26 protein-coding genes, 1 pseudogene and 1 riboswitch are annotated in these 20,793 nt (G+C 36.7%); of the genes and pseudogenes, 15 read left to right on the top strand and 12 right to left on the bottom strand.

From position 1 onward, the window contains the following. Positions 1–123 precede the first annotated feature (123 nt). Positions 124–603 (bottom strand): MltG/YceG/YrrL family protein, encoded by a 480-nt coding sequence (locus HCB49_RS05215; RefSeq protein WP_185391282.1) that lies wholly within the window; start codon positions 601–603, stop codon positions 124–126. A gap of 27 nt (positions 604–630) precedes the next feature. Beyond that, positions 631–987, bottom strand: a complete 357-nt coding sequence (locus HCB49_RS05220) for a hypothetical protein (protein WP_008947711.1) — start codon at positions 985–987, stop codon at positions 631–633. Between the two features lie 197 nt (positions 988–1,184). Here HCB49_RS05220 and rpmG point away from each other — a divergent pair, with 197 nt between their 5' ends. The 6 genes from rpmG (at position 1,185) to HCB49_RS05250 (ending at position 6,006) form a co-directional block, all read left to right on the top strand. Beyond that, positions 1,185–1,334, top strand: coding sequence for a 50S ribosomal protein L33 (rpmG, locus tag HCB49_RS05225; RefSeq protein ID WP_003719608.1), 150 nt, complete (start codon positions 1,185–1,187; stop codon positions 1,332–1,334). 54 nt (positions 1,335–1,388) lie between these two features. Continuing rightward, a complete protein-coding gene (locus HCB49_RS05230; RefSeq protein ID WP_185395954.1) occupies positions 1,389–1,928 on the top strand; it encodes a 5-formyltetrahydrofolate cyclo-ligase in 540 nt (179 codons plus the stop codon). Positions 1,929–2,025: 97 nt separating this feature from the next. Continuing rightward, complete coding sequence (locus tag HCB49_RS05235) at positions 2,026–3,564, top strand: rhomboid family protein (protein ID WP_185479969.1); 1,539 nt, start codon at positions 2,026–2,028, stop codon at positions 3,562–3,564. 12 nt (positions 3,565–3,576) lie between these two features. Next, complete coding sequence (locus tag HCB49_RS05240; protein ID WP_008947715.1) at positions 3,577–3,789, top strand: YqgQ family protein; 213 nt, start codon at positions 3,577–3,579, stop codon at positions 3,787–3,789. Between the two features lie 24 nt (positions 3,790–3,813). After that, a complete protein-coding gene (locus tag HCB49_RS05245; protein ID WP_185604299.1) occupies positions 3,814–4,782 on the top strand; it encodes an ROK family glucokinase in 969 nt (322 codons plus the stop codon). A gap of 132 nt (positions 4,783–4,914) precedes the next feature. Next, entirely contained in the window at positions 4,915–6,006 is a 1,092-nt protein-coding gene (locus tag HCB49_RS05250; protein ID WP_185604300.1) for a YqgU-like beta propeller domain-containing protein, read from the top strand. A gap of 19 nt (positions 6,007–6,025) precedes the next feature. On the opposite strand, the gene HCB49_RS05255 is transcribed toward HCB49_RS05250, so the two are convergent. The 7 genes and pseudogenes from HCB49_RS05255 to comGA all read right to left on the bottom strand — a co-directional run bounded on the left by HCB49_RS05255 (position 6,026) and on the right by comGA (position 9,833). After that, positions 6,026–6,343 (bottom strand): competence protein ComG, encoded by a 318-nt coding sequence (locus tag HCB49_RS05255; RefSeq protein ID WP_185604301.1) that lies wholly within the window; start codon positions 6,341–6,343, stop codon positions 6,026–6,028. Continuing rightward, a complete protein-coding gene (gene comGF, locus HCB49_RS05260) occupies positions 6,340–6,798 on the bottom strand; it encodes a competence type IV pilus minor pilin ComGF (protein ID WP_260479517.1) in 459 nt (152 codons plus the stop codon). The genes HCB49_RS05255 and comGF overlap by 4 nt, the downstream gene beginning before the upstream one ends. Beyond that, a complete protein-coding gene (gene comGE, locus HCB49_RS05265) occupies positions 6,770–7,054 on the bottom strand; it encodes a competence type IV pilus minor pilin ComGE (RefSeq protein ID WP_185604302.1) in 285 nt (94 codons plus the stop codon). The genes comGF and comGE overlap by 29 nt, the downstream gene beginning before the upstream one ends. Continuing rightward, positions 7,041–7,468: pseudogene (comGD, locus tag HCB49_RS05270) on the bottom strand (competence type IV pilus minor pilin ComGD). Before comGD ends, comGE begins: the two are co-directional and overlap by 14 nt. Next, positions 7,465–7,788, bottom strand: coding sequence for a competence type IV pilus major pilin ComGC (comGC, locus tag HCB49_RS05275; protein WP_185479962.1), 324 nt, complete (start codon positions 7,786–7,788; stop codon positions 7,465–7,467). Before comGC ends, comGD begins: the two are co-directional and overlap by 4 nt. 13 nt (positions 7,789–7,801) lie before the next feature. After that, positions 7,802–8,833 (bottom strand): competence type IV pilus assembly protein ComGB, encoded by a 1,032-nt coding sequence (comGB, locus tag HCB49_RS05280; RefSeq protein WP_185604303.1) that lies wholly within the window; start codon positions 8,831–8,833, stop codon positions 7,802–7,804. Next, a complete protein-coding gene (gene comGA / locus HCB49_RS05285; RefSeq protein ID WP_185604304.1) occupies positions 8,811–9,833 on the bottom strand; it encodes a competence type IV pilus ATPase ComGA in 1,023 nt (340 codons plus the stop codon). The genes comGB and comGA overlap by 23 nt, the downstream gene beginning before the upstream one ends. Before the next feature lie 364 nt (positions 9,834–10,197). Continuing rightward, positions 10,198–10,289, top strand: a riboswitch (glycine riboswitch). Positions 10,290–10,373: 84 nt separating this feature from the next. Here comGA and gcvT point away from each other — a divergent pair. Genes gcvT through gcvPB form a run of 3 tightly spaced genes read left to right on the top strand, consistent with a single transcriptional unit; the run spans position 10,374 to position 14,287 of the window. After that, positions 10,374–11,462: a glycine cleavage system aminomethyltransferase GcvT gene (gene gcvT / locus HCB49_RS05290; protein WP_185604513.1), complete on the top strand. Its 1,089-nt coding sequence runs from the start codon at positions 10,374–10,376 to the stop codon at positions 11,460–11,462. Positions 11,463–11,477: 15 nt separating this feature from the next. Continuing rightward, complete coding sequence (gene gcvPA, locus HCB49_RS05295; protein WP_185479958.1) at positions 11,478–12,824, top strand: aminomethyl-transferring glycine dehydrogenase subunit GcvPA; 1,347 nt, start codon at positions 11,478–11,480, stop codon at positions 12,822–12,824. After that, complete coding sequence (gcvPB, locus tag HCB49_RS05300; protein ID WP_185502183.1) at positions 12,821–14,287, top strand: aminomethyl-transferring glycine dehydrogenase subunit GcvPB; 1,467 nt, start codon at positions 12,821–12,823, stop codon at positions 14,285–14,287. Before gcvPA ends, gcvPB begins: the two co-directional genes overlap by 4 nt. A gap of 40 nt (positions 14,288–14,327) precedes the next feature. Here gcvPB and HCB49_RS05305 read toward each other — a convergent pair whose 3' ends face one another. From HCB49_RS05305 to HCB49_RS05315, 3 genes are all read right to left on the bottom strand, one after another. Then, positions 14,328–14,708 (bottom strand): rhodanese-like domain-containing protein, encoded by a 381-nt coding sequence (locus tag HCB49_RS05305; protein WP_008947730.1) that lies wholly within the window; start codon positions 14,706–14,708, stop codon positions 14,328–14,330. 61 nt (positions 14,709–14,769) lie between these two features. Next, complete coding sequence (locus tag HCB49_RS05310; RefSeq protein ID WP_185479956.1) at positions 14,770–15,042, bottom strand: AC76 family protein; 273 nt, start codon at positions 15,040–15,042, stop codon at positions 14,770–14,772. Between the two features lie 12 nt (positions 15,043–15,054). Next, positions 15,055–16,020 carry a DUF1385 domain-containing protein gene (locus HCB49_RS05315; RefSeq protein WP_185604305.1) on the bottom strand — a complete coding sequence of 322 codons (966 nt, stop codon included), beginning with the start codon at positions 16,018–16,020 and terminating at the stop codon, positions 15,055–15,057. A 179-nt stretch (positions 16,021–16,199) separates the two neighbouring features. On the opposite strand from HCB49_RS05315, the gene HCB49_RS05320 reads away from it, so the two are divergent. From HCB49_RS05320 to nusB, 6 genes are all read left to right on the top strand, one after another. Further along, positions 16,200–17,261, top strand: coding sequence for a M24 family metallopeptidase (locus HCB49_RS05320; protein WP_185479954.1), 1,062 nt, complete (start codon positions 16,200–16,202; stop codon positions 17,259–17,261). A gap of 103 nt (positions 17,262–17,364) precedes the next feature. Beyond that, a complete protein-coding gene (gene efp, locus HCB49_RS05325) occupies positions 17,365–17,922 on the top strand; it encodes an elongation factor P (RefSeq protein WP_185391300.1) in 558 nt (185 codons plus the stop codon). Positions 17,923–18,081: 159 nt separating this feature from the next. After that, complete coding sequence (gene accB, locus HCB49_RS05330; protein WP_185506806.1) at positions 18,082–18,552, top strand: acetyl-CoA carboxylase biotin carboxyl carrier protein; 471 nt, start codon at positions 18,082–18,084, stop codon at positions 18,550–18,552. Between the two features lie 13 nt (positions 18,553–18,565). Next, positions 18,566–19,930, top strand: coding sequence for an acetyl-CoA carboxylase biotin carboxylase subunit (accC, locus tag HCB49_RS05335; protein WP_185391302.1), 1,365 nt, complete (start codon positions 18,566–18,568; stop codon positions 19,928–19,930). A gap of 3 nt (positions 19,931–19,933) precedes the next feature. Next, positions 19,934–20,341 carry an Asp23/Gls24 family envelope stress response protein gene (locus tag HCB49_RS05340; RefSeq protein ID WP_003722485.1) on the top strand — a complete coding sequence of 136 codons (408 nt, stop codon included), beginning with the start codon at positions 19,934–19,936 and terminating at the stop codon, positions 20,339–20,341. Between the two features lie 30 nt (positions 20,342–20,371). Further along, the gene (gene nusB / locus HCB49_RS05345; protein ID WP_008947737.1) at positions 20,372–20,758 is read left to right on the top strand and encodes a transcription antitermination factor NusB; all 387 of its coding nucleotides are present in this window, start codon (positions 20,372–20,374) and stop codon (positions 20,756–20,758) included. Positions 20,759–20,793: the final 35 nt, after the last annotated feature.

Below are 20,793 nucleotides of genomic sequence, written 5' to 3' on the forward strand. Positions count from 1 at the left end.
AATACCCCCGTTTTAATAATGAGGTTATTCATTTTTACATTTTCCATAATTCATCATCCTTTCTTTCTTAAATAATAACATAAAAAAGGAAACAAGCTCTATACTTGTTTCCTTTTTTTTGGATTAATTTTTATGTGCTAAAATTTTAGCGATTGTTTCATAGCTCATATCGCTTTTGATAGTGTAGCTACCATCACGAATGTACTTTTCATAATTATTATCGCGTAAGTATTTATCAAAATCGGAAGAACTCTTAACAATACCATTTGCTTGAAGTTCGTCACCAGCTTTAGAAGAAGGATCACCGCTAGAAATAGTTAAAGTATAACTTTTAACTTTTTTAGCTTCTTCTGCTTTCTTCTTAGCAGCTTCATCCGCTTTTTTCTTCGCTTCAGTTTCTTTTGCTTTCGCTACTTCTTGCTCTGCTAATAATTTTTCGTATTTTGTTTTCCATGTGCTTGAATTTTCATCAGAACCAGCTTTTGTTGATGCGGCTTTTGTTTCATCTGCTTTAGTCTGAGTTGAGAAAAACTGATTGTATACCAGTAAGACAACGGCAGATATTAAGAAACCTAACGCCAACATCCGTAAGTTTTTCTTCACAGATAGGCTCCTCCTTTAAAATTTAAATCAATGTTTTAAATATTCTTCAATGATTTGTTCCACTTCTTCTTTAGGCAATGATGACTGTTCAGCAATCTCTGATGTTACGATTCCAGAAGTATAAAGTGTAATCACTTGTTTTTTCATCAATTCGCGAACTTTCGGGCTATCAGGTACTTGTTCAGCCTCAACGATGGGAGTATCCATTTTCATTGCTTTTTCTAGTTCAGTGACGCGTTGTTTTAGTTCAAAGTTTTCTTGCATCCACTGAGCAGCAACATCTTCCAGTTCTTTTTCTAATTGTTTATTGTCGCCTTTTTGAAGAAATGAGATAACAAACAGCGCAATAGCAGCAATTAGTAAGATAATTATGACTGTGGTCATGGGTTTTATACACACCTCTCTTCCATAAACTCTACTACTAGTTATAGCATAATTTATCTTAAAACACCATCCGAAATAAGGTTTTGTAAAGAAAATAAAAAGAAAATGCATAGAGTCCTTGCAACAACTCTTTAAAAATGATATTATTATACAGGTTTAGTAAATAAATTCGTCAGTCGGAGTTGGAGGGAAAAATAATGCGCGTTAATATTACTTTAGAATGCACTGAATGCGGTGATCGTAATTATATCACTACTAAAAATAAGCGTGAAAATCCGGAACGTATTGAATTAAAAAAATATTGTCCAAGATTGCGCCGTGTAACTTTACACCGCGAAACTAAGTAAGCAGCAGGATCTCCATTCTGTTGCTTTTTTTATTAGACAAAGGGGGAAGTCAAGATGGAAGACAAACGCCTAATTCGAGAAAAGATTTTACGGAATTTAAATAGCATCGATAAAGTAGAACATCGCGAACGTTCTATTAAATTAGCAGAAAAATTATTCTTATTACCAGAATGGAGAAACGCACAGGTTATTGGTATAACTTTGGCAAGACATCCTGAAATCGAAACAGAAACAATCATTCTACAAGCAAAAAAAGAAGGCAAGACCGTTTTAATTCCAAAAACATATTATCCAAGCAGAAAAATGGAATTTAAAAAGATGGATTCCGTACATCCGCTTGTAAAAACTAAATTTGGCATTTTGGAGCCTAACGAACTAGCGGAAACGGTTGAGAAGGAAGCAATAGATTTATTAATTGTGCCTGGAGTTGCTTTTAATGAAGAGCATTATCGAATCGGTTTTGGCGGTGGTTTTTATGATAGGTTCTTAGTGGATTTCCAAGGCCCAACAGTATCTTTATACTTGTATGAACAAAAAATGGATTTTGCGCCGGAAAGCCATGATAAACCAGTTTCTATTCTAATTGAAGGATAACGAAAAATAATTCTATAGAAAATAGGGTGGATTGTTTACAACACCCTTTTTTTTGCGTATAGTAGTAAATATAATTTGTAATGAAAGCAGGGATTTTTTGAGCTTCCAAGAACAATATGTCTTCTGGCGCCTAACCAATTATTTCTTGGGTGTTGAAAAATACCGTTTAATCCATCTTCATGAGGAAAAACAAGAACTTTGGTTGGAAAATATAAGCCAGAAAAAAAGACCAGTCATTCGTATCCAAATGAAAGAACTAAGTTGGGCTAATGTAGTGGAACGCGATGTGACACATACTTTACATGTTACTGAAAATCTTCGTAAGCAAATGGGGCGCTTAAAACTGCCCCTTGTGAATATTTATATAGCACCATTTGAACCAATGGGTGATATTTCGCCTTTTTTTGGACAAGCAATTGCATCTCCAAACGAAAAAGTGAAACTAGAAAATATTTTACTAGCGAACGAACAGATGAGAGAGCATCTAGATATACTTATAGAAACTTTAGAATTACCCGAAGAAGCTTTTGTTCTTCCAGATGAAATAACAAAAGAGCTAGTGGCAAAAGAGCGCGAGCAAGTAATCACGTACATTACGACGAAAGTGAATGAAGAACAAAAAGTTGCCAGAAATTCCAAACCAATTGTTACGTATACGTTCATCGGTCTTTTAATTGCAGCGTATTTATGGCTTGCTTTTCAAGGCGGAACAACGAATTCATTTAACTTAATTAAATGGGGCGGGAAGTTCAATCCACTTATTTATGCCGGTGAATGGTGGCGCTTTATTTCGCCAATCTTTCTCCACGGTGGATTAATGCACTTAGCCTCCAATGCGGTTATGTTATACATTGTTGGGGCATGGGCAGAACGTATTTATGGGAAATGGCGTTATATCCTGATTCTACTGCTAGGTGGAATTTGCGGAAATATAGCCAGTTTTGCACTAAATATGAATTTATCTGTTGGTGCTAGTACTGCTGTGTTCGCAGTCATGGGCGCGTTACTTTATTTAGTAGTATTGAAACCAAATCTTTATGCAAAAACGATTGGAGTTAGTATTGCATCACTTGTTGCAATCAATTTGCTTATTGATGTGTTTTCTACGCAAATTGACATTGCTGGACATATCGGTGGATTAGTTGGTGGTTTCTTACTTGCAGGAGCTTTATCACTACCAAAACAATTTTTCCATTGGCGCCGACTTGCATATGGAATTTCTTTATTGGCGGTAGCTATTTTATTTCTGTATTTTGGCTATCAAAAAGGAGAGAAACCATACGATCCAATGCAAGCTAACGTAGCTGTACAACAATATCTACAAGAACAAAATGAAAAAGAAGCAACGAAAATTACCGATACTTTAATTGCAAGCGGAAGTGCTGATGGCTATTCTTATACGTATGCTGCATCTATGGCTTTGCAAAACAAGCAAGTAGATAAAGCAGAAGCAATGGCTAAAGAAGCAATTAGTATGGATAAAGACATCCCAGAGGCTCATTATTATTTATCCGTCTGCTATAGAATAAAGGGTGATATACCTAATGCAATCAAAGAAGCAAACAGCGCCAGACAATTATCAAGCAATCCATTTTTTGATTCTTATTACGATGAGTTAGAAAAAATCAAAGAATAAGAGGTTTTTAATGTGAAAACAGTTTATGATGTTGCCCAATTACTAAGAAAGCATGGCATTATTGTTTATTTAGGAAAGCGACAATACGACATCGAAATGATGGAATATGAGATTACAGAACTTTTTAAACATAATATTTTAGATAGAGAAGTTTTTGCTAGAGCTAGAAGTATATTGAAGGAAGAATTAATCAAAGAACAACGTAAAAATAGTAGTTTAAATTAAATTGATTATAAGGAGAACAGCAGAATGAACAAAAAATTAATTGGTGTAGATTTAGGCGGGACAACGGCAAAATTAGCTATTTTAACAAAAGAAGGCGACATTGAAGAAAAATGGACTATTGATACTGACATTGCAGACAAAGGTGCTCATATCGTAAAAAATATTGGAGACTCTATCAACCAAAAGCTAACAGATTTACAACTAGATAATGATACTTTTTATGGTATTGGCATGGGAACACCTGGAACAGTTAATTATGAAACAGGCACGGTTAAAGGTGCATACAATTTGGGCTGGGCAGAAGAACAAAACGTTAGCGAAGATTTAGAAAATATTACTGGCTTAAAAATAATATTAGATAATGATGCAAATGTTGCTGCACTTGGCGAACGCTGGAAAGGTGCAGGAGAAGGCGGTGCGAATGTTGTTTTTGTAACACTTGGAACCGGTGTTGGCGGCGGAATTTTTGCAGAAGGTAAAATTTTACACGGCGTCCGCGGAGCAGCTGGTGAAATCGGCCACGTAACGGTAGTTCCAGAAAATGGTTACGATTGTACTTGTGGTAAAACGGGTTGCCTAGAAACGGTGGCTTCTGCGACTGGTATTGTTCGAGTAGCAAAAGATTTAGCGAAAGAATTCACTGGCAAATCTGCACTTAAAGAGGCGATTGATAAAAACGAAACAATCACTTCTAAATTAATTTTTGAGTTAGGTGCGGAAGAAGATGCTCTAGCGAATGAAACGATTGATAAAATCTCTTTCTATTTAGCTTTAGCGCTTAGTCACATTGGAAACATGTTAAACCCTGAGAAAATCATTATTGGTGGTGGGGTTTCAGCGGCAGGTGCCCAACTATTAACACCAGTTAAAAATTATTTTGAAACAATGGTTTTCCCAGCAGTAAAAGAATCTACTAAATTATCCATCGCGACAAAAGGGAATGACGCAGGGATAATTGGAGCTGCATGGTTAGCATTACCGAATGAAGATTAATATTCATTATTATAAGCTACAATAATACTCCATTATTGTAGCTTGATTTATCAAGAAATCTTTCTATAACGCATTGTTTTAGCTTCCTATGAAAAGGGTAAAATTTTAGCATAGAGAGATTGGAGGCCAGAGATGAAAAAATCAAATGCTTTTTTGCTAATTACCTTATTGATGGGATTGGTTTTTATCTCTTTTGGTTGCTCAGAGGAAAAAGAAACGCCAAAAAAGACTACAAAAGAAGTACAAGGTGTTCAAATTAAAACAAAAGAATTCCAGCGAGTTGTCGGTTGGCTATCAAAAGATTCTGTTTTGTTGCAAACGAAAAAGTCTGGAATTACCTATTTTGATGAACTTAATATTTATAACAAGAAGAAACGCACTATCTTTAATACAAAAGAGTCTATTTCAGAAGTTCAAATTAGCCCGGATTATCGGAATGTTTTACTTTATTCTGCAGAATCCGACAAAAAAGCGACGATGCGAATAATTGCTTTAAATGATGGATCAACGGTTGCATCTCGAGCAACAAAGCCATTAACGACCACGTTCTATTGGAACGACGAATCCCCTGAAAAAATAATGTTTGTAACATATAGTCCAGAATGGGATTTTCAAATAGAGAATTGGGATTATACGTTAAACAAAGTAGATAAAATTGATTTAGCTTCTCCTTTTATTTCGTGGTACGGCGATAATTTGGTGTTATCAAACAACAAAGATAAGCGAGATGATGAAGTAGGCAATCTTTATTTACAAGATATTAGAGACAACGCAACTAAAAATTTAATTGTGGCTAATATTATGCAATTTGCTGTACACGATAATGTGCTCTTAACGATTGAGAAATCATCTGATGAAAAATTATTGTACGATTTTAGAACGATTGGATTCCAGAATTTCTATTCTTACAATGCCGCGCGTGAGTATGACGAGTTAGGCACGTTTGTTCCGTATTTTGATATGAATTTTGATAAGAATACTTTTTTGACATTTGTTCCATATAAAAGTGCCAAAATTAGCGGCGGACCAAAAGAATATAAATTAGTAAAAATTGATCCAACGAATAGCAAAGAATCGACAGTGTTAGACTTGATGGATAATCAACCTATTTTATCGTATGAAACAGGAGATTTAGTTCTTTATGGTTATTTATTTGATCAAGTTATCGATACAAAAACAGGTAAAATGTATAATTTAATTAACACCCCAACTAAATCTTTTTAAAACAACGAATTCCTGCATTTTAGGGATTCGTTGTTTTTGTTAATGTGTAACCGTTTTGCAAGATAACCTTACAGTCGAACGTAGCTGAATTACTACCTGTAACCTGACAACCAATAGTGGCATCATCATATTTAATTTCAAACTGCTGGGAAAGTTGTGATGTTTCTTTGGCTTCTAGCAATGCTAGATTTAATTTGGTGGAAGCTAAATAATAATTTTGAATCATCTTTTCGTATTGGATTTGTGTTCTGAAAATAGAAGCACTTCCAGTAACGATTAAAATGGTAATGAACGCAATGAAAATTGTAAACGGTAGTGTGAATGCATTGGTCTTCATGGTAATTGTTTCGCTTCCGGTAATGGGAATACAGCGGTGTATGTTTTTGTTTGAACGTCTTGGATTTTTAGGTGTAATTGATGTTCTTTTTTTGTTAGCTGGTAGTCTTTTACTTTAGTGAGTAGCGGCTCGTGGCCTTTCCCATTTACTTGGCGACGAACCAAATCATTGTATTTGGAGTAGGTAATTAAGTCTTTGCCATTGTGAAAAGAAAGTGTATTACCATTTACTTGGATGTTGCTCGCTTTCTCTAATTCTAATCGAGTTTGAATGAGAAAAAGTTGCCATTCGGTTGTTTGATCGATATTACTAAGTTGAATCGTTTTGTTGTAGCATTCGAAAAATAAAGGAATGAGTGAACTAATGCTTAAAATAATCGTGATAGATAATATTGTTTCCAAAAGAGTAAATGCCGAGGAGCCATTTCTATAAGACGCATTTTTCTGTTGATTCATTCTTAGCACAGATTTGAATACCTCCTTGGTAATGAAAACTTTTAATATAATCTTCCTCATAGTTAATGGGAATACTTTTGTAACGAAGAAGTTCGCTATGTTCGAAAATTTGTTGATACAGTCTACTTGTTTCTTTTTGTTGGTCTAGTTTTTCAAAAATAGTCAAAGCGGTAGGTAGCAAAAAACTACAGACCATGGAAAATAATAGCAATGAAACCAAGCTCTCCACTAAAGAGAATCCATTAATTTTGTTCAATTCTAAAACGCCCCTTTCCAATTTGGAAGATTAGTTTGTAGTTATTGGTCGAACTTGCTAGGCGAATAGTTGAGAAACGGTTAATGGATCCGTCTGAGCTTGAGAAACGAAAATTTTCTGTTTTAGAATGCGTTAATTTTAAGTGTCTGCAAATGGAATAGTGCTAAGTGATTGCGAGTTAGTTGAAGCGGTAAGCTGATTTGTAAGTGGATCAAACGAAATGGTAGTATCTTGCTTCGTTGTGACTGCATTTATTTGTGCCAAATAGATGGTCGCTTTAACTTCTTCTAAGAGTTGTTTTTCTGTAAGTGTTGAGAGGCTGTTGGCGATAGGGAAGATGGTTAGGGTGATAAGCGTGAAGCTAATAGATAGCACGAGTAACATTTCTAGTAAAGTGAATCCGTTCGTTTTCATTTTTTCTCGGAAACATTTCCAGAACTATCTATTTTAATGCTATTTCCATTGGGGCATGACTTTTGATTTGCTTTTAAATAACCACCGCTTACTAAGTCGCTGACAGAAGGAATCGTATTTTTGTCTAATTGATAAGACTGAACTTGTCCCTGTACCATCGAAATAAATGCCTCACAGCCTTTGTTATTAATGGATTTGCTTTGCGTTACAATATTGGGAATGGTTAAAAGTAGTAAAACACTAACAACTAACAATACAATTAACATTTCCACTAAAGTAAAGCCGCTTTCATCTCGCCAATCTATTTTTAATTTAAACATTCAAACTCCTCCTCTAAATTTGATTTACCATTGAAAACATTGGATATAAAATTGATAGGTAAATGGATACTATTAAGATGCCAATAATGATAAAAACTATCGGCTGAATAAATGAGAATAATTTTTCTGTCTTTTGAAGTGATTTTTGATGGCATAGATTATAATAAAATAAAAATTCTTCTGCTAAATTACCATTTTTCTCCCCATGAATCGCAATATAATAAAGCTCTTTTTCAAATATAGGCATTTTTTCAAGGGCTTTTGTAAGCGATAGGCCTTGTTCCAATGTGGGAAGTATTCGCTGAGCAATTGCCTGAAAGAATGCGGGTGATTCTTCTTGCGCGAATAGTTGCATAATGTGCGTTATTGATAGTCCACTTTTGAGTAGATAACCTAGTTCACGTGAAAAGGATTGCGAGTAATGAATTCTTAAAAATTGTCTAATATATGGAATACGACAATAAAAGTAAGCTCGATCGTAAGCATTTTTTTGATTTTGCTTTCTGATAATAAGGCTAACAAGGAGAAAAAGACTGAGTAAAAATAAACCTAGTAAAATTGGCACTTTTTCTAGTAAGAAATAAGTGAAAGTAGTTCCTAGTGAGCCATTACTTGAGAGCTGAGAAAATAAAAGTTCAAATTTGGGCAAGAGGAAAATTCGAAGCAAGAAGAATACGACGATAACGGTAGAAAATAAGACTAAAGGATACTGAAAAGTTTTCATTAAAGCACTTTTTTCTTCGGATTTTCTTTTCATATGAATACCAGTTTCATGGATTGTTTGCGTAAAGTAACCATGGCTAGAAGCATAATGAAGCTGTGAACAAATAAATTCAGGAAAGCCGTTTTGCGAAAGGGCGAAGGAAAAAGAATTGCCAAGCGCAAGCGAACGTATAATTTGTTCATATCGTTTGCTATATTTTGGCGAAGTAATACTTAAATAGCTAATGGATGCATCTAACGAGAAACCTTTTTCAAGCAAACTAGCAATTCTAATTAAAAATTCGCCATCGTCTTTCCAGTTAATGCGCTGAAAAAAAGCCATAAGCAACTCCTTTCTGATAGACAGATGCTATAGGGGATATTGGTTCAATAGGCTGCTTGTTTGTACGGAAATAGCTGGTTATCTCATGTTTAGTCAACACTTCATACAGCGCCGTTCTTTTTTGCTTCAAATGTGTGCAAAGAGGGTGGCATTTTGCGCCACAAAAAGCGCAATGAAGATGAACGAGTCGTTGAAAGCTAATGCCAAGTAAGCATTGCGCTAATTCTTCAGAGCTAATACCAAATTCAAGCAATCTTAATAAAACGCCATAAGCGTTTCCAGCATGGACTGTACTCAAAACTAAGTGGCCAGTTAAAGCTGCGCGAATAACTATTTTGGCAGTTTCTGCATCGCGGATTTCTCCAATAATAAGAATATCAGGATCATGGCGCAACACAGAACGAATGAGAGGTGCATAAGTGATATTTGCTTTTTCGTTGATTTCAATTTGAAGGAAACCAGGTGAGTAATGTTCTACAGGGTCTTCAATAGTAATGATTTGCATTTCGTCTTTATTTTCTATGGAGGAAACTAAACTATACATCGAACTTGATTTTCCGCTGCCAGTGCTACCTGAAAAGAGAAATAAACCAGTTTGATTTTTACACTGTTGCACGATTTGTTTCACAGCTATGGGAAATACGCTGGATTTTAAAAACGGAATAGGAAACTTATAACGAAAAATACGAATGACCATACTCTCATGGAAATCTTTGGCAGGCATAGTTGAAAGTCGTAAAGCGATTTTTTCAGAAACAGTGTCTTTTTCAAAACTGCCGGATTGAGGCCTTCTTTTCTCGCTTATATCTAGGGCTGCTTGGAATTTAAGAAAAGATATTAATTTACCACCCGCATCTAATGGAAGATAGAGAAGGGGAATCAAAGTTCCGTTTACTCTAAGACGAAGTAAATAGCGGTTTGGTAATGGATGAATATGAATATCACTTGCATTGGCACGGAGCGCTTGAGCTATAATATGGTCTGTTAATTTTTGTGGCATATGAACCTCCTTACAAGTCATATTCTACATAACTTCAAAAAAACCTTCACACTGTATAATTTCACAAAAATGAAAACAGAATTTTGCCAGAAAAAAGAGGCATAACTAACCTATATTTGTATCGAAAAAATGATTTTTAGTTATGGGAGTCCTTGAAAAAACTTTTTTCGGATCCCTTCATTTTTCACAATTTATGTGCATTTAGTAACAAACGTATAATCGAACGTAAATATTTCGTTAAAGCCCTTACATTCCGAACCAATATTATAAATAGCGAAAATTTCAGCTTTAAAACTAATTATTTGCCGAACAATACAACTCATGATAAGCTATAGAAAAGGCAAATACATAAAAGAATTAGCGGGTGAATGTAAACAGAGAGACTGCGAAAAGCAGCGCCGACGGGGAAAGCATGTAGTATGTGAAACTCTCAGGCAAAAGGATGTTTACGGGACGCAACTCTGGAGTCATTTTTGTGTTACGACAGGGCTTATGAATCAAATAAGCCTTTTTGTTATGTGAAAAAAGGAGGATATAATGATGACAGAATTACTAAAAACGCCGATTCATCCACTTTATGCAAAATATGGTGCGAAAACCATTGATTTTGGTGGATGGGATTTACCAGTACAATTTGCTGGAATAAAAGCAGAACATGAAGCCGTGCGAACGGATGCAGGGTTATTTGATGTGTCTCATATGGGAGAAATTTTGGTGGAAGGTCCTGATAGTACTTCCTATTTACAGTATTTGTTATCTAACGACATAGAGAAAATCAAAGTGGGTAAAGCGCAATATAATATTATGTGCTATGAAACCGGCGGAACTGTGGACGATTTAGTGGTTTATAAGAAATCAGAAACGGAATACATACTTGTCGTTAACGCGGCAAACACGGAAAAAGATTTTGAATGGATAGTAAAAAATATTCGCGGAGATGTGACAGTTACCAATGCATCTTCGGAATTCGGCCAATTAGCTCTTCAAGGGCCAAATGCAGAAAAAGTTCTTTCTAAGTTAACAGATGTAGATTTGAGTGCGATAAGTTTCTTCGGATTTGTGGAAGATGCCGATGTAGCTGGAGTGAAAACAATCATTTCGAGAAGTGGTTATACCGGAGAAGATGGTTTTGAAATTTATATGCCAAGTGCTGATGCTGGCAAAGTTTTTGAAGCAATTTTAGCTGAAGGTGTCGCACCAATTGGTCTAGGTGCCCGCGATACGTTGCGTTTAGAAGCGGTACTTGCACTTTATGGACAAGAATTAAGTAAAGATATTACGCCACTTGAAGCAGGATTGAATTTTGCAGTGAAATTAAAAAAAGAAGCAGATTTTATTGGTAAAAAAGCACTTATTAAGCAAAAAGAAGTAGGTTTAACAAGAAAATTAGTTGGTATTGAATTAATCGAACGCGGCATACCACGTCACGATTATCCAGTATTTTTAAATGAGCAAGAAATCGGTGTCGTAACTTCGGGAACGCAATCACCGACACTTGGAACGAATATTGGTTTAGCTTTAATTGATACTGCTTATGCAGAAATAGGTCAAGAATTAGAAGTAGGGATACGAAACAAGAAAATAAAAGCAAAAGTTGTACCAACACCATTTTATAAACGCGCAAAGTAAAAAGGAGGAAATAATATGGCAAAACATCGTTATTTACCAATGACGGAACAAGATGAAAAGGAAATGCTTGATGTGATAGGGGTTAAGTCGATTGATGACTTATTTCAAGATATTCCAGAAAAAATTAGATTTAAACGGGATTATGATTTAAAACCAGCAAAATCAGAACCAGCTCTTTTACGCGAATTGTCTAAACTTGCTTCTAAAAATGCCAATACAACAGAATATGCATCCTTTTTAGGGGCGGGTGTATACAGTCACTACATTCCTACGGTGGTAGATCATGTTATTTCGCGCTCGGAGTTTTATACAGCTTACACGCCCTATCAACCAGAAATTTCGCAAGGGGAACTGCAAGCGATTTTTGAATTCCAAACGATGATTGCTGAATTAACGGGGATGGACTTAGCGAATTCTTCTATGTATGATGGTGGGACAGCACTTGCGGAAGCGGCAATGCTTGCAAGTGGACATACTAAACGTAAAAAAATTCTTATTTCTGGGGCCGTTCATCCAGAAAGCACGAATGTATTAAAAACCTATGCAACTGGCCAGCATATTGAAGTAGAAGTTATCCCAGAAGTGGATGGCAAAACCGATATAGAAGCCCTGAAAAAAGCTCTTTCAGATGATATCGCAGGTTTTGTAGTGCAATATCCGAATTTTTACGGTCAAGTAGAACCGTTAGCAGAACTAGAAAAGTTAGTTCATGAAAATAATTCTTTACTACTTGTTTCTAGTAATCCGCTATCCCTTGGTTTACTCACACCACCGGGAGAATTTGGCGCGGATATAGTTGTTGGCGATTCACAAGTATTTGGTATTCCAGAATCATTTGGCGGACCGCACTGTGGTTTCTTTGCCGTAACGACTAAATTAATGCGTAAAGTTCCGGGACGTTTAGTTGGGGAAACGGTAGATGAAAATGGGAAGCGTGGCTACGTTCTAACATTACAAGCACGTGAACAACATATTCGCCGCGATAAAGCGACTTCCAATATCTGTTCCAACCAAGCCTTAAATGCACTAGCTTCTTCTGTTGCCATGGCGACACTCGGTAAAACGGGTCTAGTAGAAATGGCGAAACAAAATCTAGATAAATCTCACTACGCAAAACAAAAATTCCGTGAGCGTGGTTTTGAAGTGTTATTTTCTGACGGCTTTTTCAATGAGTTTGTCGTGAAACTTTCGAAATCTATCAAAGAAGTGAATGAATCCCTTTTAGATGAGGGGATTATTGGTGGGTATGATTTAGGATTTTATGATGCCAAATATGAAAAACATATGCTTGTGGCAGTAACAGAAATGCGTACAAAAGAGGAAATTGATGCCTTTGTGGCGAGCTTGGAGGGTGTAAAATGAATTTAGAAGAAACAATGCCGTTAGTATTTGAACGCTCGATTCCAGGAAGAATTGGTTTTAGTTTGCCAGAAAGTGATGTTCCCGAAACAAATGCCTCTGATTACTTTGATCAAGCCTATATTCGTTCTACACCAGCAGATTTGCCTGAATTGAGCGAACTGGAAATTATGCGCCATTATACGAATTTATCCAACCATAATTTTGGCGTAGACTCTGGTTTTTATCCGCTTGGTTCTTGTACGATGAAGTATAATCCGAAAATCAATGAAAAAGTAGCGCGATTCCCCGGATTTGCCAATATTCATCCAAACCAACCAGAAAGCTCTGTTCAAGGAGCGCTGGAGTTGTTATATGATTTGCAAACAAGTTTAGTTGAAATTACAGGCATGGACGAGGTAACCTTGCAACCGGCCGCTGGAGCACACGGTGAATGGACTGGATTAATGCTCATTCGTGCTTTCCATGAAAAAAATGGTGATACAAAACGGACAAAAGTAATTATTCCAGACTCCGCGCACGGAACAAATCCAGCGTCCGCAGCAGTTGCCGGATTTGATGTTGTCACGGTTAAATCCAATGAAAAAGGACTTGTTGATGTGGCTGATTTGAAAAAAGTAGTAGGTGAGGATACTGCCGCACTAATGCTTACAAATCCAAATACACTAGGTCTTTTCGAAAAAGATATTGTTGAAATGGCGGAAATCGTCCATGCCGCAGGTGGTAAATTGTATTACGATGGTGCTAACTTAAACGCAATCATGGCCAAAGTTAGACCGGGCGATATGGGCTTTGATGTCGTACATTTAAATTTACACAAAACATTCACTGGCCCTCATGGCGGTGGTGGACCGGGTTCTGGCCCAATCGGCGTGAAAAAAGAATTAATTCCATTTTTACCAACACCAGTCCTTACAAAAAAAGAAGAAGTGTACACATTTGATTACAATTATCCGGATTCTATTGGTCGAGTGAAGCCATATTACGGGAACTTTGGTATTAATGTTCGCGCATATACGTACATCCGCACAATGGGGCCAGATGGCTTGAAATTAGTAACAGAGTATGCCGTTTTAAATGCCAACTATATGATGCGCAAACTGCAAGAAGCGTATGACTTACCATTTGACCAAGTTTGCAAACATGAATTTGTTTTAAGCGGTAATAGACAGAAGAAACTTGGCGTTCGCACCGTTGATATCGCGAAACGTTTGTTAGATCATAATTTCCACCCACCAACTGTTTACTTCCCATTAATTGTTGGCGAAGCAATCATGATTGAACCAACCGAAACGGAATCAAAAGAAACGCTTGATTCGTTTATTGATACGATGCTAAAAATTGCTAAAGAAGCAGAAGAAAACCCAGAAATCGTTCAAGAGGCACCTCATAGCACTTATGTGAAACGTCTAGACGAAACAAGAGCTGCAAGAAAACCAATTTTACGTTATCAAAAAGAAGTATAAAAAGAAGCCTTGCTGTGAAATATCACGGCAAGGCTTTTTCTTATTTAGATTTAGTTTTTCCTGTCCATCTGCGGTAACCGCCTTTAAGCTGATACACTTGTTTGTAGCCACGTTTATAAAGCATAATTGCTGCGCGGTTACTACGTTGTGCAGTTTGGCAGTACAAGTAAACTGGCAAATCTTGACGAATTTCTGTTGTACGGTTTTTCATTTGTGTAACTGGAATATTTCTAGCTCCAAGAATATGTCCAGCATCGAATTCATTTGGCTCGCGAACATCAATTAACTGAGCTTTACGATAACCTTTTTTAAATTCTTCTTCTGTTAAAACTTTTAGTGCTTTGCGTCGCATTACAAACTGGTAAATTTCGTATCCTAAAAGAATAACCAGAATGATAATTGCTATAATCCAACTAATCAATTGTGTAAACCCCTTTCATCCTGAAAACTGCTTTTTCTAAAGCATCCTTTTCTATTATAACTTATTTTTTGCCACCATCAATCACTTTGAAAGAAGATTTTCGTTTTTTCTTTGTTTTTTTCTTCGGATCGTGTAGATTTTTGGATTGTTTCACTGCTTTTTGATAATTGCTATCTGTTTTTCTATTAGCGAAAAGACGTAGCAGTAGGGTGAAAATCAGTGTTCCGATTAAAACGGAAATAATTAATACGAAAAATGATTTAAAACCACCCATCAAAAGCCCGATACCAACGAGCGCAAGTAAAACGATAACAATAAGAGGATATTTCTTCAATTCAATTCACTCCTATTCTAAAAGTTCCAGATTCTCCGGTTCAGTTGCGTCCACTGGTGCGCCTTCTTTTTCAACACGTAAAAGTTCATTAAATGATGCGATGGCAACTTCTACTTGATCATCAGATGGCTCTTTGGTTGTAAGAAGTTGTAGCCATAACCCTGGAACACCTAAATATTTAAGCACAGGAATATTACGACATTTATTCGTTAATTGTAACACTTCGAACGCAACGCCAAGCACGACAGGGATAAGCAAAATCCGGTCAACAACGCGAAGCCAAAGCGGATCAGTTGGTACAAGCAAGTAAATAAACATACCAACAATAACTGTAAATAAAATAAAACTACTACCACAACGATAATGCAGTCGTGATTGTTTCTGGACATTTTCAACCGTTAAAGGTAAATTTTCTTCATAACAATTGATTACTTTATGCTCAGAACCGTGATATTGGAAGACTCGTTTAATAATCGGAGTCTGAGAAACAGCAAAAATATACGTTAATAGAAGAATTAACTTGAATAAGCTTTCTAAAAATACTTGCGCCGTATCTCCTGGAACGATTGGGCGGAACAACTCCGCTAAGAACACAGGGATGAGCGTCATTACAAATTTAGCAAAAACGAAAGATAAAATACCAATGACCGCAACGCCTAACCACATCGCGACTTTTGATTCTTTCTTTTCAATTTTTTCTTCTTCTACGGGATTGTTTGGATCTTCGTCATATCGATCTGTCGCAAAAGCGAGGTGTTTGGAACCGATAGCACTAGATTCAATTAAGGCAACAATACCTCTTAAAAAAGGAATTTTCTTCATTCGCATAACCCAAACGGGACTATGTTTTTCTAAATAAAAATATTCTAATGAACCATCTATACGTCCAACTGCTGTTACTGTCTGTTTTCTGCCGCCAAACATGACGCCTTCCACTACAGCTTGCCCACCATAAGATGGTACGTTTTGTTTGCTCAAAGTTTTCACCAGCCTATTCATGTTTACTAATATGTTATTTTACGCTAAAAACAGTTTTTCGTATAGCGCAAAACGCCTAAAAAAAGTTATTTTTTCTAAATTGTGATAAAATAGTTTCGAACGCGTTTAATAATGCGATTTTTGCGCGCCGAAAATTTACTAAAAGTGGGGGAATAAAAATGTCTAATTTAACTAAAATCCAAGAAGCGCTAGGTAAGGAAAAGATAGAAGCGGCTCTTGTAACAAGTGAATTTAATAGAAGGTATGTATCAGGTTTCACTGGAACAAGCGGTGTAGCACTTATTTTGCCGGAAAAAGCGTATTTTGTAACTGATTTCAGATATACAGAACAAGCGGCGAAACAAGCAGAAGGATACGAAATCATTCAACATACTGGTCCGATTTTTGATGCAGTAGAAGATTTGCTAATAAAACATGATACAAAAACATTACACTTTGAAGCGGATTATGTAACCGTATCTGAATTTAAACAAATGGAGCGAGTATTTAACCGTCAACTGATTCCGCTAACTGGTTTCTTTGAAGAAATGCGTAAAGTGAAAACTGCAAGCGAACTAAAAGCTATTCGTACAGCTTGTGATATCGCTGACGCTGCTTTTGCGCACATCATCAAATTCATTAAACCAGGCATGGCAGAAATCGAAGTATCGAATGAGTTAGAATTCTTCATGAGACGTGCCGGAGCTACTTCCTCTTCTTTTGATACAATCGTTGCCTCAGGTGTTCGTTCTGCATTACCTCATGGCGTTGCATCAGATAAAAAAATTGAAGTTGGCGATTTTGTCACAATGGATTACGGTTGTTACTATGATGGGTACTGCTCAGATATGACTAGAACCATTGCAATTGGCGAACCTGCTGAAAAATTAAAAGAAATCTATCAAATTACATTAGATGCACAATTAAAAGTAATCGATAGCTTAAAACCGGGCATGACTGGAATTGAAGCGGATGCGATTGCGCGTGATTATATTGCTTCTTTCGGATACGGTGATGCATTTGGTCACTCCTTAGGTCATGGTATTGGACTAGAAATTCACGAAGGACCAAACTTGTCATTCAAAAGCCCGCAAAAATTAGAAGTTGGTCACGTCGTTACGGATGAACCAGGAATTTATTTACCGGGAATTGGCGGTGTTAGAATTGAAGATGATTTACTAATTACAGAAACAGGTAATGAGATTCTTACCCATTCATCAAAAGAATTAATTATTTTATAAAATTCCTTTGTAACTTTGCTTATTTTATGGTTAAATAAGGAAGAATGAGCGTATTTTTAAGCTCCCAAATAAAAGATATTTTTCAAATTACAGGAGGATAAACATGATTTCAGTAAATGATTTTCGGACAGGTTTAACGATAGAAGTAGACAACGGTATTTGGCGCGTGCTAGATTTCCAACATGTAAAACCAGGTAAAGGTGCAGCATTCGTGCGTTCCAAATTACGTAATCTTCGTACTGGGGCAATTCAAGAAAAAACATTCCGTGGCGGCGAAAAAGTTGCAAAAGCGCAAATCGATAACCGCAAAATGGCTTACTTATATGCTGATGGAACGAATCATGTTTTCATGGATAACGAATCTTATGAACAAATTGAACTTCCAGAAACACAAATTGCACACGAGCTTAAATTCTTAAAAGAAAACATGGAAATTAATATCGTAATGTACCAAGGCGAAACAATCGGAATCGACTTACCTAACACAGTAGAATTAGTTGTTGCGGCAACTGATCCTGGAATTAAAGGTGATACATCTTCAGGTGGTTCTAAACCAGCTACACTAGAAACAGGGCTTGTTGTACAAGTGCCATTTTTCGTTAATGAAGGTGACAAATTAGTTATCAATACAACCGAAGCAGCGTATGTTTCTCGGGCGTAAGAAAGAATCGCTTACTACAGCTGGAGTTAATTCTTCAGCTGTTTTTCTATTTATGAGCGCTTCCAGTACACCTTTTGAATAAAAAGTATGGTACAATAAGGACAATGCGTGATTAATGCAATTTTATATTTTTAGTATTATTAAGGAGTGTAATTGAAGATGTTATCAATAGATGAAATTAAACAGCTTATCGAGCTGATTGACGAATCAACCCTAGATGAATTTGAGTTAGAAACGAAAGATAGTAAGATTTTGCTTAAAAAGAATAAAACAGTTGTTACTCAAGCGGTACAAGAAGCGGCAGTTGTTGCGCCAGTTCAAGCAGCTCCAGTGGCTCCTGTTCAAGCGGCAGCACCTCAAGTAGAAGCAAGTGCAGCAGAAGATACGAACTTGGAAGTAATTACATCCCCAATGGTTGGGACTTTTTATGCGTCTGCTTCACCAGAAGATGCTAATTTTGTTAGCGTTGGATCTAAAGTATCCGCACAATCTGTTGTATGTATTGTAGAAGCAATGAAATTATTCAATGAAATTACTGCTGATATCGACGGAGAAATCGCAGAAGTGCTTGTTTCAAGTGGCGAATTAGTCGAATTTGGACAACCACTTTTCAAAGTTAGAAAAAAATAAGGGGTCGAAAAACATGATTAAAAAAGTACTGGTAGCGAACCGTGGAGAAATCGCTGTCCGTATCATTCGCGCTGCAAAAGAACTTGGAGTGGAGACAGTGGCGATTTATTCGGAAGCAGATAGAGAAGCGCTACATATTCAGCTAGCGGATGAAGCTTATTGTGTAGGTCCCGCGGCAACAAAAGATAGTTATTTAAATATGTCAAACATTATTAGCCTTGCTGTTTTAACGAACTGTGACGCTATTCATCCTGGCTATGGTTTCTTAGCCGAAAATGCAGATTTCGCAGAACTATGCGAAGACTGTAATATTACTTTTATCGGACCAAGTGCTGCCGCTATTTCGCAAATGGGAACAAAAGACGTTGCCCGCGAAACAATGCGTAAAGCAGGCGTTCCAATCGTTCCCGGTTCACAAGGAATCGTTGCGGACGTGGAAGACGGTAAAAAAATCGCCAAGAAAATCGGATATCCGGTTATCATCAAAGCAACAGCTGGCGGTGGCGGTAAAGGTATTCGTGTAGCAGAAAATGAAGAGAAATTAATCTCTGGTATTCATACGACGCAACAAGAAGCTGAAGCAGCGTTTGGTGATCCAGGTGTTTATCTGGAAAAATATATTCAAGATTTTCGCCATGTAGAAATTCAAGTGCTTGCCGATAACCATGGTAATGTCATTCATCTAGGGGAACGTGATTGTAGTATTCAACGTCGCTTACAAAAGCTAATTGAAGAATCACCATCACCAGCTATCGATGAAAAAACACGCCAAAAAATGGGTAAAGCAGCCGTTAAAGCTGCTAAAGCCGTGAATTATTCTGGCGCAGGAACAATCGAATTTATTTACGATCATCACGAAAACAATTTCTACTTTATGGAAATGAATACTCGTATCCAAGTAGAACATCCTGTAACAGAGCTTGTAACGGGCATTGATTTAGTGAAACAACAATTTTTAGTTGCTTCAGGTGAAGAACTGGAAATTAAGCAAGCTGATGTGAAATTAACAGGTTGGGCAATGGAATGTCGGATTAACGCTGAGAATCCGGAGAAAAACTTTATGCCAGCTCCAGGAGAAATTAAATTTTATCTTCCTCCAGGCGGCTTAGGTGTCCGAATTGATTCCGCAGCATATCCAAACTACAAAATCCCGCCATTTTATGATTCGATGATTGCCAAAGTAATTTGTTATGCGGAAACACGTGAAGAAGTTATTCAAAAAATGAAACGCGCGTTGTCGGAATTTGCAATTGATGGCATTCCTTCGACAATCCCATTCCATTTACGTGTGTTAGATAATGATGTATTTTTATCAGGCGATTTCAATACAAAATTCTTGGAGCAAAACGATGTAATGAACCTTTCTAAGGAGGGCTAAATAATGGCTTATACAAAAGATTTGCGAAAACAAAATGATGCGCCGCTTGGCAAAATTGAGATTGCACCAGAAGTAATCGGCGTAATTGCTGGTCTCGCTGCAAGTGAAATCGAAAATGTTGCTTATATGCAAGGTGGATTCGCGACAGAAATGCGCGAAAAATTCAGTGGTGCTGTAAACTACCGTAAAGGCGTAAAAGTAGAACTAACCGAAGAAGGAATTCTAATCGAACTTTATTGTTCAGTCTTATTTGGCGCAACAATTCCACTTGTTGCTCAAAATATTCAAGATGCTGTCAGAGATACCATTTTCAATATGACTGGTTTAAATGTACTCGAAATCAACGTTCATATCGTTGGCGTACAATTTGAAAAAACAGAAACACTTTCCTTCGATGATTTTGAACTATAAAATTCAAGGAACAAAAGGAGCAGCTTTAACATGAAAAGAAGAGAGGCGCGCGAGAAAGCACTTCAAGCACTATTCCAAATAGAGCTAAACGAAATGTCGCTAGATCAAGCAATTAAAAACATCATGGAAGACGAGCAAGACGACTATATGGAAAAATTAGTCGAAGGTGTTATGGCCAATAAAGCAGAAATTGATGCTATCATTGAGCCTAACTTAGACAATTGGCGTATGGATCGTTTGAGTAAAGTCGATTTATCTTTACTTCGCGTGAGTGTTTATGAAATTAAGTACTTGGATGATGTGCCAAATAGAGTTAGTTTGAATGAGTCCATCGAAATTGCAAAAATTTACAGTGATGAAAAATCAAGTAAATTTATTAATGGCGTACTTGCTAATATTGCACCTGAAGATAAATAAGCTTGACTGAGTGCAAGGGAATTCTCTTGCACTCC

Origin of the sequence: Listeria cossartiae subsp. cayugensis (assembly GCF_014229095.1) — a bacterium.
In the GTDB taxonomy this organism is placed as follows: Bacteria; Bacillota; Bacilli; order Lactobacillales; family Listeriaceae; genus Listeria; species Listeria cayugensis.

Bases quoted from the DNA above. Each gene is read 5' to 3' on its own strand.
- HCB49_RS05220 (WP_008947711.1), bottom strand. From the start codon at position 987: ATGACCACAGTCATAATTATCTTACTAATTGCTGCTATTGCGCTGTTT.
- rpmG (WP_003719608.1), top strand. From the start codon at position 1,185: ATGCGCGTTAATATTACTTTAGAATGCACTGAATGCGGTGATCGTAAT.
- HCB49_RS05230 (WP_185395954.1), top strand. From the start codon at position 1,389: ATGGAAGACAAACGCCTAATTCGAGAAAAGATTTTACGGAATTTAAAT.
- HCB49_RS05245 (WP_185604299.1), top strand. From the start codon at position 3,814: ATGAACAAAAAATTAATTGGTGTAGATTTAGGCGGGACAACGGCAAAA.
- HCB49_RS05250 (WP_185604300.1), top strand. From the start codon at position 4,915: ATGAAAAAATCAAATGCTTTTTTGCTAATTACCTTATTGATGGGATTG.
- HCB49_RS05255 (WP_185604301.1), bottom strand. From the start codon at position 6,343: ATGAAGACCAATGCATTCACACTACCGTTTACAATTTTCATTGCGTTC.
- comGF (WP_260479517.1), bottom strand. From the start codon at position 6,798: ATGAATCAACAGAAAAATGCGTCTTATAGAAATGGCTCCTCGGCATTT.
- comGC (WP_185479962.1), bottom strand. From the start codon at position 7,788: ATGTTTAAATTAAAAATAGATTGGCGAGATGAAAGCGGCTTTACTTTA.
- comGB (WP_185604303.1), bottom strand. From the start codon at position 8,833: ATGGCTTTTTTTCAGCGCATTAACTGGAAAGACGATGGCGAATTTTTA.
- comGA (WP_185604304.1), bottom strand. From the start codon at position 9,833: ATGCCACAAAAATTAACAGACCATATTATAGCTCAAGCGCTCCGTGCC.
- gcvT (WP_185604513.1), top strand. From the start codon at position 10,374: ATGACAGAATTACTAAAAACGCCGATTCATCCACTTTATGCAAAATAT.
- gcvPA (WP_185479958.1), top strand. From the start codon at position 11,478: ATGGCAAAACATCGTTATTTACCAATGACGGAACAAGATGAAAAGGAA.
- gcvPB (WP_185502183.1), top strand. From the start codon at position 12,821: ATGAATTTAGAAGAAACAATGCCGTTAGTATTTGAACGCTCGATTCCA.
- HCB49_RS05320 (WP_185479954.1), top strand. From the start codon at position 16,200: ATGTCTAATTTAACTAAAATCCAAGAAGCGCTAGGTAAGGAAAAGATA.
- efp (WP_185391300.1), top strand. From the start codon at position 17,365: ATGATTTCAGTAAATGATTTTCGGACAGGTTTAACGATAGAAGTAGAC.
- accB (WP_185506806.1), top strand. From the start codon at position 18,082: ATGTTATCAATAGATGAAATTAAACAGCTTATCGAGCTGATTGACGAA.
- accC (WP_185391302.1), top strand. From the start codon at position 18,566: ATGATTAAAAAAGTACTGGTAGCGAACCGTGGAGAAATCGCTGTCCGT.
- HCB49_RS05340 (WP_003722485.1), top strand. From the start codon at position 19,934: ATGGCTTATACAAAAGATTTGCGAAAACAAAATGATGCGCCGCTTGGC.
- nusB (WP_008947737.1), top strand. From the start codon at position 20,372: ATGAAAAGAAGAGAGGCGCGCGAGAAAGCACTTCAAGCACTATTCCAA.